Source organism: Streptomyces sp. NPDC005774 (assembly GCF_042871645.1).
GTDB lineage: Bacteria > Actinomycetota > Actinomycetes > Streptomycetales > Streptomycetaceae > Streptomyces > Streptomyces pratens.
This window is the reverse complement of record NZ_JBIAIV010000006.1, coordinates 1-17,168: the sequence shown is the minus strand read 5'-3', so window position 1 is coordinate 17,168 and position 17,168 is coordinate 1. Positions and strand designations below refer to the sequence as shown.

Below are 17,168 nucleotides of genomic sequence, written 5' to 3'. Positions count from 1 at the left end.
GTTTTGGGGGCCGGCCGCGGGGGGGGGGGGGGGGGGGGGGGGGGGGGTGGGCCGGGGGGGGGGGGGGGGGCCCCCCCCCCCCCCCCCCCCCGCCACTCCGGCTCCCTACCGGAGCCGGACCCGCGTCCTGCCGTCAGCGCTGCAGTGTCAGCAGACCCGGACGGTAGGGCAGGAGGCCGTAGTCGCCGCCGGAGTTGGGGCTGCGTCCCTGGTAGAGCAGCTGCAGGTTGCAGGGATCGACGGTCATGGTCTGATCGGCGCTGGTGCGGATCAGTTCGCCATGGCTGATGTCGTTGGTCCAGGTGGCGCCGCTGTTGGCCTTGCCGGCGAAGGGATTGCTCTCGGTCGTGGCCTGGGGTGTCCAGGAGCCGTTCAGGCTGGTGGCCGTGAAGGAGCGGAAGTAGCGGCCCTGCGAGCCGATCGCCTCGACGATCATGAGGTAGCGGTTCTGGCCCTGCAGCTTGTAGACCTGCGGGGCTTCGAACAGGTTGTTCGTCGTGTCGCTCATGATCACGGTCGAGGTCGAGCCGAAGCTGCCCGGGAAGTTCCCGATCGGCATGCTGGCCCGGTAGATCTTGCCGTTGTCGCCGGCGAAGAACAGGTACATGTTCGTGCCGTCACCGATGAGTGTCTGGTCGATGGGCCCTGTTCCGGAGCCGGAGATGCTTCCGGAGAAGAGCACCTGCTCGGATGACCAGCCATTCGGGGTGGTGGGGTCGCTCGACGTCCGGTAGGAGAAGGCGGTCCCGCCCCACTGGTAGGCGAGCACCCAGATGTTCTTCGGCGCGAAGTAGAAGAGCGTGGGTGCGACGGTGGAATTGGACATCGTGTTCTGGCTGGCCGAGGCCATCTCCGACCAGTTGGTGAACAGGCCGAAGTTCATCGAACCCCACCTCGTCCCCGTGTCGTGCGTGGTCGCATAGACGAGTTGTCTGCCGTTGTAGGGGGCGACGGTGAAGTCCTTGAGCGAGACCCATCCCTGCTTGGGCTGCGCCAGCGCGCCCGTTGATGTCCAGCGGTAGGTCGACGGAAGATCACACGGGCCGGGGGTGTCGGTGCCGACCTTGACGAGCTGCCACTGCTGGTTGGTGCCGCTCCAGTCGTCGTACTGGACGATGTTCGCGTTGTCGGCGGTGGAGGCGCCTTGCACTTCGAGGGCCTTGTTGCTGTGGCGCGAGATGAGCCTCACGTAGCCGTCCGAGGTGTCGGCCAGCCGCCACTGCTGGTTGGTGCTGTTCAGGTCGGCCCACTGGACGATCGAGCCGCCGTTCGCGGTGGACCAGTTGTGGACGTCCAGCACCTTGCCCGAGTGGCGGGACTTGATGCGGTAGTAGCCGTCCCCGGAATCGACGAACTGCCACTGCTGCTGGTTCTGGTTGTTCCTGGTCCACTGGGTGATACGGGCGCCGTCGTTGGTCGCCATGTTGTAGACGTCCAGGGCTTTGCCGCTGTTGCGGTTGACCAGCACATACGAGGCGTTGGGGTCTACGGTCGCGGCCTCGGCGGGCTGGGCGCCGAGGAAGGAGACTATGAGCAGCAAGGGAGCAAGGACGCTGAGTAAGCGTCTTGGGCGGACCGGGGACGGGGGGCGAAACCACATCAGAGGGCCTCCTTGGGGCGGGGTGAGGTGACGCCGATGAACCGCGGAGCGGCCGCGCCGGGGGCGGGGGCAGGTTCGAAAGTTTCGAAGTCATCCCGGCTCTGTGACGCCACAAGCTAGGAAGGCGGGGTCCTCTGGTCAAGGTCTGTCGCCGATCTGTCCACAAACAGTTCCTCCCCTTCGGGCATGACAAGCTGTCGCGCCGACCGGAAACCCCTCGCAAGTTCGCGATACGGCTCGCCATTCCAGACCCGTCCGGCTCGACGGGGATTCGAAAGTTTCGGACTAGGAGTGGAAACTTTTCCCGCTACGAGGGTTGACGAGGCACCGTCAATCCCTCAATCATCCTGTCTGGTAAACCGACCGTAGAACGAGATTTCGAACCGCATTGTCCTGGACAGGCTGTGGTGCACGGCAGAGCCGCGCACCAAAACACCTGCGCCACCCCGTTTTTCGTTCCGGTGAGGCTCGCACCGACGCATCCTGACGCTTCGTGCAGTCGGAGAGGTATGCGACGCCGCGTGACGCCCCCCGGCTGAGCCGCGATGGAGTAACCCCGTGCCTGTGTCGAGAGACCGCTGCCGCCCGGCGTACGGCACTCGGCGGCCGACCAGGCGCCGGCCGTGCCGGTTGAGATCCTCCCGGGTGCCATGACCGTGGTGTCCGGTGATTCCGTTATTTCTACCTTGGAGGCACAGTCATGGGCTCGTATGCCCTTCCCAGACCCGTTGTCCGCCGGAAGATCCGCGCTCTGCTGTTGGCACTGGTCGCCGGTGTCCTCGGTGTGGTCGCCACACTGGTCGCGCCGCCGACCGCACAGGCCGCCGAGAGCACGCTCGGCGCCGCGGCGGCGCAGAGCGGCCGCTACTTCGGCACCGCCATCGCCGCGAACAGGCTGAGTGACTCGACGTACACGACGATCGCGGCCCGTGAGTTCAACTCGGTGACGGCCGAGAACGAGATGAAGATCGACGCCACCCAGCCGCAGCGGGGCCAGTTCAACTTCACCGCCGCCGACCGCGTCTACAACTGGGCGGTGCAGAACGGCAAGCAGGTGCGCGGCCACACCCTGGCCTGGCACTCCCAGCAGCCCGGCTGGATGCAGAGCCTCAGCGGCAGCGCACTGCGCCAGGCGATGATCGACCACATCAACGGCGTGATGGGCCACTACAAGGGCAAGATCGCCCAGTGGGACGTCGTGAACGAGGCCTTCGCCGACGGCAGTTCGGGAGCCCGGCGCGACTCCAACCTGCAACGCACCGGCAACGACTGGATCGAGGTCGCCTTCCGCGCCGCGCGCGCCGCCGACCCGGCGGCCAAGCTCTGCTACAACGACTACAACGTCGAGGACTGGACCTGGGCCAAGACCCAGGCCATGTACGCCATGGTCCGGGACTTCAAGCAGCGCGGCGTGCCGATCGACTGCGTCGGCTTCCAGTCGCACTTCAACAGCGGCAGCCCCTACAACAGCAACTTCCGCACCACCCTGCAGAACTTCGCCGCCCTCGGCGTCGACGTGGCCATCACCGAACTCGACATCCAGGGCGCCCCGGCCTCGACCTACGCCAACGTGACCAACGACTGCCTGGCCGTCCCGCGCTGCCTCGGCATCACCGTCTGGGGCGTGCGCGACAGCGACTCCTGGCGATCAGAGCAGACGCCGCTGCTGTTCAACGGTGACGGCAGCAAGAAGCCCGCCTACACCGCCGTCCTCAACGCACTCAACGGCGGCTCCACCACACCGCCCGCGGATTCCGGACAGATCAAGGGCGTCGGTTCGGGCCGCTGCCTGGACGTGCCCAACGCCAGCACCACCGACGGCACCCAGCTCCAGCTGTGGGACTGCCACAACGGCACCAACCAGCAGTGGACGTACACCGACGCCGGCGAGCTCAGGGTCTACGGCAACAAGTGCCTGGACGCCGCCGGCACCGGCAACGGTGCCAAGGTCCAGATCTACGGCTGCTGGGGCGGCGACAACCAGAAGTGGCGCCTCAACTCCGACGGATCCATCGTCGGCGTCCAGTCCGGCCTCTGCCTCGACGCCGTCGCAGGCGGCACCGTCAACGGAACCCTGATCCAGCTCTACTCCTGCTCGAACGGCAGCAACCAACGCTGGACCCGCACCTGACGAGGCCTGCCACAAACGAAAGGGTGAATCGGTGACGGCCTACAGTGCGGCTTCCCTCGTCCCTTCACGAAGACATCGCTGATGGTCCCGGGTCGCCGCCGTGGTGGCGGCGACCCTCGCGATCGGCATGGCCTGGTGGGCGGCGTCACAACCGTCCGGTCCCCGCAGAAGTGCAGGGAGGTGGCCTTCTCCTCAAAGTGAAACGATGTTCCTCACGATCTTCGAGTCCGACGCGTACCGGTATACAGTGAAGAACGCCCTTGACCTGCAGAAAGCTGGCAGGGAGCCGTCCTCCAGGAGTCCAAAGCGCTGCGAACTCTGTTCAAGTCCAAGATCTAGCAACTGGGCATTTGTACAGGTCAGATGCATGATCGGGTCGCTCAGGTCAGCATGAGGCGCGGAGGTGTCCCGGCCTGCTGACCGCCATGACGGGGGACCTGGGCACAGGTGCCTGATTCCCGCTTGGAAGGTTCGCTGCCCGACTCGACAGCTCGTCCGCGGCATGGGTTTTGAGCAAGTGGGCTGCGTTCCGGGCCCAAGCGGCGTGTCTTGCGGATGCCGCCCGCCACCTCCGGCCGCTACCGCGATCTCGCCCGCCCCGGTGTCGTTCTCGTCCACCGCGCCGGCGCCATGGGCATCGATGACGAGAAGCCTGAGAGGGCATTTGAAGTGGACAGATTGCCCTGTCTACCGGTGGTACAGACTCCGTACCCCGTTGACCAGTGGAAACGGCCAATGCTGAGGCTCGAGAAACGGTGTTGGCCAGCGTATGGTCCGGATCTTGGGTGACGGAGTTGTCCGATGCTTGTCACACCAGGCGACCTGCCGCAGTCTCCGGTCGACGAAGCAGTGCTGCAGCAGCCCGATCGGTGCCCGGTGAAGCGGCCGCGAGTGTCGGCGACTTCGCCCGTGGGGTGGGGGAGTTGTCGTCGACTGTTTTCCGTGCCCTTGCCCGTGGCACTGCAGGGCCGCAGCCGTGACAGGTCATACGGCATCGCTCGGCATTCCGGGTGACTGGGTGATGTCTTGTTCGGCGGCTTCGATTATGGCCAGTACGGCGGCCGCCGCGGCCGCAGGGTCGCGGGCTTCAACGGCTTGCACGATGGCGCGGTGACCCGGCAGCGAGGCTTCCACCGCGCCGGGGGTCTGAGTGCTGACGAGGAAGCTGTGTTCCAGTGCGATGTCGACAGCGCGGCCCAGTGAGCCGAGGAGACGGTTGCCGCTGGCGTCGAGCAGGGCCCGGTGGAAGGCGATGTCGGCCTCGACGTAGCCGCTGCGGCCGGGTGCCGCCGCCGCGGCCTCCATGGCCGCCAGGGAGTCGTACAGGACTCGTACATCGTCGGGGCCGGCCCGGTCGGCGGCGAGCCGGGCCGCCTCGGGCTCGACGATCCGGCGCAGTTCACCCGTGTCGCGCAGCAGAGCCGTGGCATCCCGGGCCTGTTTCCAGCGCAGTACGTCACGGTCCAGGTGGTTCCAGTGCTCCGGGGGCAGCACGCGCGTGCCGGTGCGCGGGCGTACGTGCAGCATCCCCTTGGCCACCAGTGCCTTGACCGCTTCCCGCAACACCCCTCGGCTGACGCCGATCTCGGCCGCGAGCGCGTCCTCGACCGGCAACGGATCCCCCGGCTCCCACGCGTCACCCACGATGCGCCGCCCGAGCTCGTCGACCACGCGCTGGTGCGTGGTCAGGAAGTGCACCACGATCTCTGCTCGCCCCCTGGACGTCATTCATCGAATCATTTAATGATTGCGTCACAGGGTACGGCCCGCGGGTCCTCACCCGACAACGCCCCATCGCGAAGCGGACGACGCCACAGCCACGGGAGTGACTGCATGACCGACGGTCAGAAGACGAGCCGACGCAGCCAGGCATGGTTCGGCGCACAGGGCCGCAGCGGGATGCTGTACCGCTCCTGGATGCGCAACCAGGGATTCGGACACGAGGTGTTCGACGGGCGTCCCGTCATCGGCATCGCGACCAGTGCCTCCGAACTCGCTCCGTGCAACGCCCATCTGACACGCGTCGCCGAAGCCGTCAAGCGCGGCGTGTGGCAGGCCGGCGGCCTGCCGCTCCAGTTCCCCACCATGGCCACCGGCGAGACCCTGATGCGCCCCACCGCCATGCTGTACCGCAACCTCATGGCCATGGAGGTCGAGGAGCTGATCCGGGCCAACCCGCTCGACGGTGTCGTGCTGCTGTCCGGCTGCGACAAGACGACCCCCGCCATGCTCATGGGCGCCGCCAGCGTCGACCTGCCCGCCGTCATGGTCACCGGCGGGCCGATGCTCAACGGCAAGTACCGGGGCCAGGACGTGGGATCCGGCACCCACGTGTGGAAGTTCGAGGAGGACCTGAAGACCGGCCGGATGACTGAGGAGGAGTGCTTCTTCGCGGAAGGGTGCATGGCCCGTTCCAACGGGCACTGCATGACGATGGGGACCGCCTCGACGATGGCCTGCGTGGCCGAGGCGCTCGGCATGCAGCTGCCGGGCTCGGCGGCCTGGCCCGCGGTCGACTCCCGGCGGATGGAAACCGCGCAGGCGGCGGGGCAGCGCATCGTACGGATGGTGGAGGAGGAGCTGCGCCCTTCGCGGATCCTGACCCGGGAGGCGTTCGAGAACGCCGTCCGGGTCAACGCGGCCATCGGCGGCTCCACGAACGCCATCATCCATCTCACCGCCATCGCCGGACGCGTCGGCGTCGAGTTGAGCCTGCGGGACTTCGACGACCTGGTCCGCGCGGTGCCGACGCTGGTCAACCTGATGCCCAGCGGCAAGTACCTCATGGAGGACTTCTGCTACGCGGGCGGCCTGCCCGCCGTCCTGGCCGAGCTGCTCAGCGGCGAGCTGCTGCACGGCGAACAGGTCACGGTCACCGGACGCACCATCGCCGAGAACATCGAGAACGCCGAACGCGTCGACTCCGACGTCATCACCCGCCTCGACGCCCCCTTCCAGCCGGCCGGCACCGGTATCGCCGTCCTCCGCGGCAACCTGTGCCCCGACGGTGCCGTGATCAAGCAGTCCGCCGCGTCACCGCACCTGCTCACCCACCGCGGCCCCGCGCGCGTCTTCGACTCCCCCGAGGCCTATCACGAGGTGGCCGACGACCCGGAACTCGACATCGACGAGAACACCGTCATCGTCATCCGCAACGCCGGCCCCAAGGGCTACCCCGGCATGCCCGAGGTCTCCAACGTCCCGCTTCCCGCCAAGCTGCTGAAAGCCGGCATCAAGGACATGGTGCGCGTCTGCGACGGCCGGATGAGTGGCACCGGGTACGGGACGGTGGTCCTGCATGTGGCGCCCGAGGCCGCCGTCGGCGGACCTCTCGCCCTGGTGCGCGACGGGGATCCCGTCGTCCTCGACGTCCCGAACCGCACCCTGCGCCTGGACGTGGACGACGCCGAGCTCACTCGACGCCGGCAGACGTGGAGGGCACCCGCCGAGCGGCACACCGGCGGCTACGCCTGGCTCTACACCCAGAACGTGGAACAGGCCGACCAAGGCGCCGACTTCGGGTTCCTGCGCGGAAGCCGTGGACACGAGGTTCCCCGCGACTCCCACTGAGTCCGCCCCAGGCGACCCGCACCCCCTCGAACCCAGGAGAGCATCGATCGTGGAATCGGCAGCAGCGCGCCCTCGTCCGGTCCTCACCACCGGCTCCGTCCTGCCGGAGGACGCCGACCGCGCCGCCCTCGTCGCACGCGTCCACGACCCGGAATGTGACGGGCCGTGTGTGACCGCGGTGCGCGGCGAGCATGTCGTCGACCTGACGGCCATCGTTCCCACCGTCTCCGACCTCATGGAACGCGACGACGCGGTGGCAGTCGTCCGCGAGGCCGACGGAGGACACGTCTGGCGCCTGGACGAACTGCTCGAGGAACCGACCGGCCACTCTGACGTTCCTCATCTGCTCGCCCCCGTCGACCTGCAGGTGATCAAGGCCGCGGGCGTCACCTTCGCCCGGAGCCTGCTGGAACGCGTCATCGAGGAGCGCACGGGCGGCGACCCGGCTCAGGCCGCGCGGGTGCGGGCCCGCGTCGGGCAGGTGGTGGGCGGCACGCTCGACGGCATCCGTCCCGGATCGCCCGAGGCGGACAAGGCCAAGGAACTGCTCGTCGCCGAAGGACTGTGGTCGCAGTACCTGGAGGTCGGGATCGGGCCGGACCCGGAAGTGTTCACCAAAGCCCCGGTACTGTCCGCGGTCGGCACCGGCGCCGACATCGGAGTGCTCGGTGCCTCCGTGTGGAACAACCCCGAGCCCGAGGCCGTCCTCGTCGTGGACTCGCGCGGCCGGGTACGCGGCGCGACACTCGGCAACGACGTCAATCTCCGCGACATCGAGGGACGCAGCGCCCTGCTGCTGTCCCGTGCGAAGGACAACAACGCCTCATGCGCGATCGGCCCGTTCATCCGCCTGTTCGACGAGGGCTTCGATCTCGACACGGTACGCGGGCTCGACATCGACCTGCGGATCGACGGCACGGACGGCTACGTACTGCATGGCAACAGTTCCATGCGCGAGATCAGCCGCGACGTACTGGACCTGGTGGCCGCCACGCACGGTCCGCACCATCAATATCCGGACGGCTTCGTGCTGTTCACCGGAACGCTGTTCGCTCCCACCGAGGACCGACAGACACCCGGCGCGGGCTTCACCCACGAGTACGGCGACATCGTGCGGATCTCCAGCCCGCGACTCGGCGCTCTGGTCAACACCGTCGTCCTCAGCGAGCAGGCCGCGCCGTGGACGTTCGGCGTACGAGCGCTGACGCGCAACCTCGCCCGGCGCGGCGTGCTGTGAGAAGCCTAGGACTCACACGGCCACCGGCGGGCGGCTTACCGTTACCGCGCCCGAGGGGCCGACGAGATGACGTCGGGGCCCGTCCGTGATGTCGCGATGGTCCTGCACCTGGGCGCGGGCGGTGTGCAGGGCCCATGACGCACCAGTTCCCCCGCACGCCCCGCACGCCCCGCGGGCCCCCGACGCCGCAGCCGACCGCCGGAACGGCCTTCGAACCGGGCCGGTGCCGCAGTCGTCATGCCTGGTGCTGAGACCGGCGACGGCGGAGGGAACGTCCCGTCCATGCACGGGTGCCTGCTCTGCACGTTCCTCCCCGCCCACATGCACCAGGCCGCGTGGTCACGGGTCACGGGTCACGGGTCACCCCAGAGTACCGGGCCCAGATCACCACCTGACTGGCCCGGCGGTCCCGTGTGCGCAGCGCTGCCGTTGCTGTGACGTGCGCTGCGCACGCCCGGTTCATGCCCGAGCAACCGGCTCCTGCCCGATCACGGCGTGCAGGCGCCGCGTGTGGTCCACATGGCGCTCGGCTCCGGTCAACGTGACCCTGGCGGTCAGGCGCGGATCCGCGCTGGAGGCGGCCAACCGCAGCTCCAGCTCGCCCGGTTCGACAACACGCCGACCGTCGCGTCCGGTGAAGGAGGCGAGGTCGGCCGGGACCGTGGCACGCATGCGCCGGGCCTCGCCCGGCTCCAGGTCGACCCGGGTATAGCCGACGAGGCGCTGCACCGGCTGGACGACGGAGGCGACCGGGTCGTGCAGATAGAGCTGGACGACCTCGGTTCCGGACCGCCCGCCTGTGTTGCGGACGGTGAAGGTGAGGGTGAACTCCCCGTCCGTCGGAGCCTCCTGGTCGTCCACGGTCAGGTCTGTCCAGTCGAACCGCGTATAGGACAGGCCGTGACCGAAGGCGAACGCGGGGGTCGGGTCGATGTTGGACACCTCGCTGGCGTGAGCGAGCCGCGCCCCGAGGTAGGTGGCCGGCTGGGAGCCCGGCCCGCGCGGCACGCTGACCGGGAGACGTCCGGAGGGATTGGTACGGCCGCTGAGCACCCCGGCGATCGCGTGAGTGCCCTCCTCACCCGGAAAGAAGGACTGCACGATCGCAGCGGACTCCTCCACGGCGCGTCCGAGGGCGTACGGTCGTCCCGCGACCAGCACGGTGACCACGGGTGTCTCCAGGTCGAGCAGGGTGTCGAGCAGTTGCTGCTGCGCGCCGGGCAGCACCAGCGCCTCGACGTCGCACCCCTCGCCGCTGGTGCCCCGCCCGAAGAGCCCGGCGCGGTCGCCGAGCACCACCAGGGCGATGTCGGCCTCGCGTGCCACCCGGGCGGCCTCGCGGATGCCGGAGAGATCGCCGTCGTCGATTCCGGTGCCGCGGGCGACCGTGATCTCGGCGTCGGGGAACTCGGCGGCGAGGGTGTCGCGCAGCGTGGGCAACTCGATGCCGTGTGGGGTCCCGGGGTGACGGACGCCGATGTGCTGAGGGAAGGAGTAACAGCCCAGTACGGCGACGGGCTCGTCGGCGTTGGGACCGAGCAGGGCGATGCGGCGCGGCCTCTCGAGCGGCAGCGTGCCGTCGTTGCTCAGCAGCACAACCGCTTCCTCGGCGACCGTGCGGGCCAGCGCACGGTTCTCCGGACCGTCCAGGTCGATCCGGCCGCGCAGGGCGGCCGGATCGTCAAGGTCTGCCCCGTCGAGCGCGGCCGGCACGGGGTTCCAGTCCGGGTCGAGCAGGCCGAGCGTCGCCTTCTGGGTGAGTATCCGGCGAAGGGCGCGATCGACCAACGCCTCCGGGATGCGGCCGTCGGTGACGGCCTCGGCCAGAGGCGCGCCGTATGTCTTGATGGTGGGCAGTTCGACGTCGATGCCCGCCCGCAGCGCCAGGCCGGCGGCGCCGGCCCAGTCGGCTGCGATGCCGTGCAGGGTCTTCAGGAAGGCGATGGCGAAGTAGTCGGCGACGACGGTGCCGTCGAAGCCCCACGTGTCGCGCAGCAGCCCGGTGAGCAGGTCCTCGTCGGCCGCGGAGGGGATGCCGTCGGTGTCGGTGTAGGCGTTCATCACCGACCGGGCGCCGCCTTCACGGATCGCCATCTCGAAGGGAGGCAGCAGGACGTCGGCGCGCTCACGCGGGCCTACGGAGGAGGGAGCGAGGTTACGACCGGCGCGAGAGGCCGAGTAGCCGGCGAAGTGCTTGAGGGTGGCGACGATCCCGGCCGACTCGAGACCCCGCACGTAGGCCGTTCCGATGGTGCCGACGAGGTACGGGTCCTCGCCGATCGTCTCCTCGACCCGGCCCCATCGGGCGTCGCGCACCACATCCAGGACGGGCGCGAGTCCCTGGTGGACGCCGACGGCACGCATGTCGCAGCCGATGGCGGCGGCCATGCGCCGCACCGTGTCAGGATCGAAGGTGGCGCCCCAGGACAGCGGAACGGGGTAGGCCGTCGCCCCCCAGGCGGCGAAGCCGGCCAGACACTCGTCATGCGCCAGAGCGGGGATGCCGAACCGGTTCGTGGCGGCGATCCGGGTCTGGGTGCGGGCCAGGGAGAGCGCACCCAGGGCGGGGTCGACCGGGACCGTGCCGAAGGGCCGGGTCAGCTGGCCCAGTCCGGTGGGCAGGAGTGCGTCGAGATCGACGGCCTCCTCCATGTCGTGCTGGTGGGGAGCCACTTCACCGCCCTGATCGGAGGCGCCCACCCAGACTCCGTACAGCTGGGCGGTCTTCTCCTGGAGGGTCATCGCGTCGATCAGGGCGTCGACTCTGGCGGTGACGGAAGCGGTGGGGTTGTTCCAGAGGGAGACTTCGGGGGCGTTCTCTACGGTCACGTCGGCGTTCACATTCCTCCCACGCCCATCAGACCCTTGACCAGGGCGCGACGGGCGAACAAGTAGTCGAGCGGGAATCAAGGCGGGGCAGGTCGCGTCCAGGCTCCGGCATCGGCCCGGACCCGCTTCGCCCGCCCGTGGGGCGACGAGGCTGCCGATGCTTCCAGGGGTGATGCAGGTCGTCCCGCCCGAACCGGGGGATGAGGTGCCGGCCGAGTCCGGGACGTGTGAGCAACGGCTGCGGATCCTGGACTGCCGCGTCTCACCGCGTCCTGCCGGCATTCGAGCCCGGGGCTCACAGAAGGTCTCGGACCACAGACCGGCCACAGCGTCAGCGTCGATCAACGGCTGAATCCGGCGGTCAGACCGCTCAACAGTTGGCGGCGGCCGAACGCGTACAGGACCAGGACGGGCACTGTGGTGAGGACGACGGCGGCGAGAACGGCAGGGACGTTGACCCCGTACTGGCCCTGGAAGGTCCACAGCGCGAGCGGCAGGGTCCGGCGCTCCGGGCTCTGAGTGAGCACCAGTGGCAGCAGGAATCCGTTCCAGATGGTCAGTGCGTTGAAGATGGTCACGGTGAGGACGGCCGGTCGGGTGAGCGGTGCCGCCAGCCGCCACAGCGTCGTCCACTCGGTGGCGCCGTCGACCCGCATCGAGTCGAACAGTTCTTTGGGCACGTCGCGGATGAAGTTGGCGAGCACCAGCACCGACAGTGGGATGGCGAAGGCGATCGACGGGAGGATCAGCGCCAGCAGACTGTCGTACAGATGCAGTTTGATGATGATCAGATAGACCGGGATTATTGTCGCCTGCAGCGGGATGGCCAGGCCCATGAGGAACAGCCCGTTCATCGCGCGGAGGACCCGCATGCGCCAACCGCGGACGATCGCGTAAGCCGCCATGAAGGAGAACACGACCGCCGGCACCACGGCCCCGGCGGTGACCACGACGCTGTTCACGAAGTAGCTGAGGAAATCGGACTCGATGACCAGCCGGTAGTTGTCCAGGGTCGGGTCGCCCGAAGGCACCAGCGGGTTACTCGCGTAGTAGCGGCTCTGGGCCTTGAGGCTGGTGATGAGGGTCCAGTACAGGGGTACGGCGACGACGACGAGCCAGAGCCACCCGGCCAGGCCGCCGACCCAGTTGGGCCGGCGGGCCGCCTGAGGGGAGTGGCGTTGCCGCCGGCGGTGGGTGCTCTTGCGCGGTCGTCGCGCCTCGGGCAGCGTGGTGGTCACCTCAGGCTCCCTCGAGTTGGCTCGCGCCGGCGTCCCGGCCCCCGAGCCGGCGCAGCAGCAGGGCGAGGGCCAGACCCACCAGGACCAGGATGACCGCGATGACGCTGGCCGGTCCCATCAGACTGGCCTGGAATCCCCGCTTGTACATGTCCAGTGCGAGGACCCGGGTGGCGTCGCCGGGGCCGCCCTCGGTCAGCACGAAGATGAGGTCGAAGAAGGTCAGCGACCCGACCACCATCAGCGTGGACGAGGTGATGATGGTGTATCTCAGCTGGGGCAGCGTGATGCTGAAGAACTGCCGGATCCGCCCGGCTCCGTCCAACTGCGCCGCCTCGTAGAGGGACTTCGGGATCTGCTGGACACCACCCTGGTAGATCAGGGAGTGGAACGGGATGAACTGCCAGGAGACGACGAAGACGACGACGCCGAACGCGAGTCCGGGCCGCCCCAGCCAGTCCTGGCTGAGCAGCGGGATCTTCAGCCCGGCACCGAGCCCGAAGTTGGGGTCCAGCAGGGCCTTGTACGCGATCGCGATCGCCGCGGAGCTGAGCATCAGAGGGACGAAGTACACCACGCCCAGCACCGCACGGTAGCGCTGGCGGCCTGCCAGGAATGTGCCGAGCAGAATACTCAGCGGTGTCTGAACGGCCCAGGACACGGCCATCACCATGAACGTCACCCAGAGGGCGTGCGGCAGCCCGGGGTCGGTGAGCACCGCACGCCAGCTGGTCAGCCCCGACGGGTGGATGGCGCCGATCCCGTCCCACGTGGTGAAGCTCAGCGCGAAGACACCGACGAGCGGAATCACGGCGAAGCCGACGAAGACCACCAGCGCCGGCGCCGCCAGCCACGGCAGGATGCTGCGCGGTTGGCGACGCGGCGGATGGCCGGTGAGTGAACTCATTTGCCGATGACCGCGTTGAGGTTGCCGGCGAACTTCTCCGGCGAGATGGACAGCTGGAACAACTTGACGATGTTGTCCAGCAGAGTCTCGGCGGCCGTCGGACTGAGCGCCTGATCCCAGGACTGGGCGAACACCTTGGCCTTGCTGGCGATGTCGTAGGTGAACTGCAGGAAATCGGCGCTCTCGGAGGCGGCCAGCAGCTTCTCCGTGCCCAGCCGGATCGGAAGCGACCCGTTGCCGATCCACTTCTTCACCTCGTCGTCCCGGAGGACGCCTGTGGCGAAGAAGTCCTTGGCGATCTTCTTCTGCTCGGCGCCGGCCTTCGAGGAGATGGACAGGTACTGGGCGGGGTTGCCGACGGTGTCGCTCGGATCGCCCTTGCCGCCTTCGACGGGCGGGAAGGTCATGTAGCCCAGCGCGCCGCTGGAGACGAAGTCCTTGCCGTCGGCCTGCTGGATGCCGTACGACCAGGCGCCGTGCAGCATCATCGCGGCCTTGCCGGTGTACAGCAGCGCCTGGTCGGCGTTGGAGTCCGCGGTGATCGAGGAGAAGCCCTTGATGAACCCGCGGGCTTCGACCAGCTCCTGTACGGTGGTCAACGCCTTGATGGCGTCCGGGTTGGACCAGGCGTTCTTCTCGCCCTCGATGATGGCCTGGAACACCTCGGGACCGCCGATGCGGTCGAACAGGAACTCCAGCCACATCATGTTCGTCCACCGGGACTGGCCACCGAGAGAGAACGGCGCTATGCCCTTCGCGTTGAACTTGGGCACCAGCGCCATGATGTCGTCCCAGGACTCCGGTGGTTTCACGCCGACCTGGTCGAAGACCTTCCTGTTGTAGTAGAGGATGATCGGCTGCACGGTCTCGCACGGCATCGCGTAGATCTTGCCGTCGACGGTCGCCGCGCCGAACGAGGACGGGAACAGCCGCTTCTTGACCTCGGAGTGCTCGTCGAACCACGAGGTGAGGTCCTCGACCTGGCCCGCTTCCACGTAGGTGCGCAGTGTTCCGCCGCCCCAGCCCCAGATGATGGTGGGCGCCTGCCCGGCACCGATGGCGGTCTTGATCTTCGTCTTGTACGCGTCGTTCTGGAAGGTGGTGTCCTTGATCTGTTCCTCGGGGTGCGCCTTGTTGAACGCATCCACCGCGCCGGCCCTGACGCCTTCCTGCGGCTGGCCGTTCAGGTACCAGTACGTGGCTCCAGCGCCGCTCTTGCCGGGACCGGACGAGCCGCAGGCCGCCAGCGCCGCGGAGACCGGCACACCGGCGGCCAGACCGAGGAGGGTACGTCGAGAGAGGGGGATCGCCATGTCTTTTCTCCGCACTCGAGAGCCACCGGCTTCTCGTGAGTCAGGGTGAAAGGTTTTCGAAACAGCCTTCTCCGAGCTCTGTTCGTGCAAATTAAGTTTCGGGCTGACGCCCTGTCAAGGTATGTGCATGCGCGTTCTAGGAGCGCGGTCAGCTGCGTAGTATTGGGTTGCAACGACGGGCAAGAGACCCTGGCAAAGACCGAAACTGTTTCGAAATGTGCTGGTTGATGGCAAGGAGTGATGTGATGACTGCGGCTGCCGCACTGCCGGAGCGGTCATGTCGCGCCGGCGCGGTGCGGTACTGCCCCCGGACCGGGGCGATGCCCTCCTGGCTGAGACGACGGTGGACAAGGTGGCGCAGCTCGGCAGCCCCTGGGTCGGCAACTGCCCGGGCGTGTGACCGAAGGCGGCAACGGGCAGGCCGAGAGCCTGCAAATGCCGGCTGTGGAAGATGCGTTCGCGGGCATCCGGGAGCGTTCCGCCGGCCGAAGTCGCCCAACATGGTCTCGGTCACCTCAGCCGGGGGTACGGCAGCCGCCGGTGACCGGGGTGGAGAGTGCCTCAGTTGCTGCTCGCGGTGTCCCCGTGTTGCCGGCCTGGTCCGGGCATTCGTGTCCGGCCGGGAGGGCGCGACGGCGATCGCCGTGGCCGACAGGGGCCCTGCCTTGCAAGTTGCGGGTGCAGGTCCCTCGCCTTTCCGGGCGTTCGGGCCGGGCATTCCGGCAGTTGGCCCCCTGCGCCGAGGTACGGCTGGAGCCGGTGGCACGCGCACGCGTGCAGGGTCGGCGCGCATGCCGATCGGATCGCGTTCAGCGGACGCGATCTCACGCGGATCGTCGGACGGGTCGAGGCCGAAGGCCTCGTCGGTACCTTCCCGGACGAGCTCGGTGCCGGGTTGCCGTACTGTTGACCGGTTCCACCCGCGTTGCCGGCCCGACCGGCGGCTCACCACACCGGTGGACGTATACGTGGGAGGAACCGATGCGACCGAACGCCAGGCGCACCACTTTGGCGGACATCGCCCAAGCGGCTGGGGTCTCCGTCGCGACCGTGTCCAAAGTGGTCAACGGCCGCGGTGACGTGGCGCCGCAAACCCGCATTCGGGTGCAGGAACTGCTGCATCAGCACCACTACCTCGCCCCTGTGTTCCGCCACACCGAGGCCGTCGAAAGCCCGACCATCGAGGTGCAGTTCAAGGGCGGCCTCAAGTCGTACGTGGCCGAAACCCTGGAAGGGATCATCGACTCCGCCTCCGAACTGGGAGCTTCGGTAGTGATCAGTAAGGCGTCCCGTGCCCCACACTGGGCCCGGGACCTGGTCTCAGCCGGGCGTCGCGCCGTCATCGCGGTCACCAGCGTGTACACCACAGCGCACCTGAACGAACTGGCCCGGTCCGGGCTGCCGCTGGTCGTGCTGGACCCATTGCACCTGCCGGACAGCCGGGTCAACAGTGTCGGGGCCACCAACTTCGCCGGCGGCCTGGCCGCGACCCAGCACCTGCTCTCCCTGGGCCACCGCCGCGTCGCCTATCTCGGCGGACCCGCCATGGCCGTATGCAACCAGGCGCGCATGCACGGCTACCGCGCCGCCATGGAGGCGGGAGGAGCGCAGGTACCCGACACCTACGTCCGGCCGGGAGAATTCACGTACGAGACAGGACTGCTCGGCGCCGCGGCGCTGTTGGGCCTGCAAGAGCCACCGACGGCGATCTTCGCAGGTAACGACGAGATCGCCGTCGGTGTCATCGAGACCGCCCGTGCTCGAGGTCTGCGCATCCCCGAAAACCTGAGCGTGGTCGGCTTCGACGACACAAGCCTCGCCCAGATGGCCTCACCGCCACTCACCACCGTGCGCCAGCCACTGCGCGAGATGGGCGGTGCCGCCCTGCGCACCGCCCTCAGACTGGCCAACGGCGAAAAGGTCGAGTCCCACCACATCGAACTCGCCACCGAACTCGTGATACGCGCCTCGACGGCGCCGCCCCGCGAAGACGCTTCGGCGCGTAGGTAACCGCAGGTGAGAGGCGTTCGGGCAGCATTGGCGAACCGGTCGGAGACGTCTCCCGCACGGGCCGCCGTGTGCGGGTCGGTCTGCTGTCCGAGGGCCTCGGCCCACGCCGGCGGCGGGACCGCGTTACGGGATGGTCCTCGGGTTCGTGAGCGTGGCCTGCCTCCGCGCTCCGCCGCCGGATGAGCGCTGACGTTGTCGCGTGACCCGGGCGGGGGGGGGCGGGCGCCCCGCCCCCCCCCCCCCCGCCCCACCCCCCCCCGCCCCCCCCCCCGGCCCCCCCCCCGCCCCGCCCGCCCCCCCCCCCGGGGGGGGCGGGGGGCCGAGTAGCCGCCCGCG

At 68.6% G+C, this 17,168-nt stretch carries 11 protein-coding genes; 5 read left to right on the top strand and 6 right to left on the bottom strand.

All coding sequences use genetic code 11. The annotated features are described in order from the left end of the window. Nucleotides 1-133: 133 nt before the first annotated feature. Nucleotides 134-1,600 (bottom strand): non-reducing end alpha-L-arabinofuranosidase family hydrolase, encoded by a 1,467-nt coding sequence (locus ACFYQA_RS07820; RefSeq protein WP_388913068.1) that lies wholly within the window; start codon nucleotides 1,598-1,600, stop codon nucleotides 134-136. A 700-nt stretch (nucleotides 1,601-2,300) separates the two neighbouring features. On the opposite strand from ACFYQA_RS07820, the gene ACFYQA_RS07815 reads away from it, so the two are divergent. Further along, nucleotides 2,301-3,731: an endo-1,4-beta-xylanase gene (locus ACFYQA_RS07815; protein WP_388913065.1), complete on the top strand. Its 1,431-nt coding sequence runs from the start codon at nucleotides 2,301-2,303 to the stop codon at nucleotides 3,729-3,731. Nucleotides 3,732-4,715: 984 nt separating this feature from the next. Here ACFYQA_RS07815 and ACFYQA_RS07810 read toward each other — a convergent pair. Then, nucleotides 4,716-5,459, bottom strand: a complete 744-nt coding sequence (locus ACFYQA_RS07810; RefSeq protein WP_388913062.1) for a FadR/GntR family transcriptional regulator — start codon at nucleotides 5,457-5,459, stop codon at nucleotides 4,716-4,718. Between the two features lie 105 nt (nucleotides 5,460-5,564). Between ACFYQA_RS07810 and ACFYQA_RS07805 the strand changes: the two genes are divergently transcribed. After that, nucleotides 5,565-7,301: an IlvD/Edd family dehydratase gene (locus ACFYQA_RS07805; RefSeq protein ID WP_388913059.1), complete on the top strand. Its 1,737-nt coding sequence runs from the start codon at nucleotides 5,565-5,567 to the stop codon at nucleotides 7,299-7,301. A gap of 49 nt (nucleotides 7,302-7,350) precedes the next feature. Continuing rightward, nucleotides 7,351-8,538 (top strand): fumarylacetoacetate hydrolase family protein, encoded by a 1,188-nt coding sequence (locus tag ACFYQA_RS07800; RefSeq protein WP_388913056.1) that lies wholly within the window; start codon nucleotides 7,351-7,353, stop codon nucleotides 8,536-8,538. A 459-nt stretch (nucleotides 8,539-8,997) separates the two neighbouring features. On the opposite strand, the gene ACFYQA_RS07795 is transcribed toward ACFYQA_RS07800, so the two are convergent. From ACFYQA_RS07795 to ACFYQA_RS07780, 4 genes are all read right to left on the bottom strand, one after another. Next, the gene (locus tag ACFYQA_RS07795) at nucleotides 8,998-11,379 is read right to left on the bottom strand and encodes a beta-glucosidase (protein ID WP_388913053.1); all 2,382 of its coding nucleotides are present in this window, start codon (nucleotides 11,377-11,379) and stop codon (nucleotides 8,998-9,000) included. 329 nt (nucleotides 11,380-11,708) lie between these two features. After that, a complete protein-coding gene (locus ACFYQA_RS07790) occupies nucleotides 11,709-12,605 on the bottom strand; it encodes a carbohydrate ABC transporter permease (protein WP_388913050.1) in 897 nt (298 codons plus the stop codon). Nucleotide 12,606: 1 nt separating this feature from the next. Continuing rightward, on the bottom strand, nucleotides 12,607-13,509 hold the full coding sequence (locus ACFYQA_RS07785) for a carbohydrate ABC transporter permease (protein WP_388913047.1): 903 nt from the start codon (nucleotides 13,507-13,509) through the stop codon (nucleotides 12,607-12,609). Beyond that, the gene (locus tag ACFYQA_RS07780; RefSeq protein WP_388913601.1) at nucleotides 13,506-14,816 is read right to left on the bottom strand and encodes an extracellular solute-binding protein; all 1,311 of its coding nucleotides are present in this window, start codon (nucleotides 14,814-14,816) and stop codon (nucleotides 13,506-13,508) included. The genes ACFYQA_RS07785 and ACFYQA_RS07780 overlap by 4 nt, the downstream gene beginning before the upstream one ends. 283 nt (nucleotides 14,817-15,099) lie before the next feature. Between ACFYQA_RS07780 and ACFYQA_RS07775 the strand changes: the two genes are divergently transcribed. Both ACFYQA_RS07775 and ACFYQA_RS07770 read left to right on the top strand, forming a co-directional pair. Continuing rightward, nucleotides 15,100-15,222 (top strand): hypothetical protein, encoded by a 123-nt coding sequence (locus ACFYQA_RS07775; RefSeq protein WP_388913044.1) that lies wholly within the window; start codon nucleotides 15,100-15,102, stop codon nucleotides 15,220-15,222. Nucleotides 15,223-15,803: 581 nt separating this feature from the next. Beyond that, complete coding sequence (locus ACFYQA_RS07770; RefSeq protein WP_388913041.1) at nucleotides 15,804-16,832, top strand: LacI family DNA-binding transcriptional regulator; 1,029 nt, start codon at nucleotides 15,804-15,806, stop codon at nucleotides 16,830-16,832. The last annotated feature ends 336 nt before the right edge of the window (nucleotides 16,833-17,168 follow it).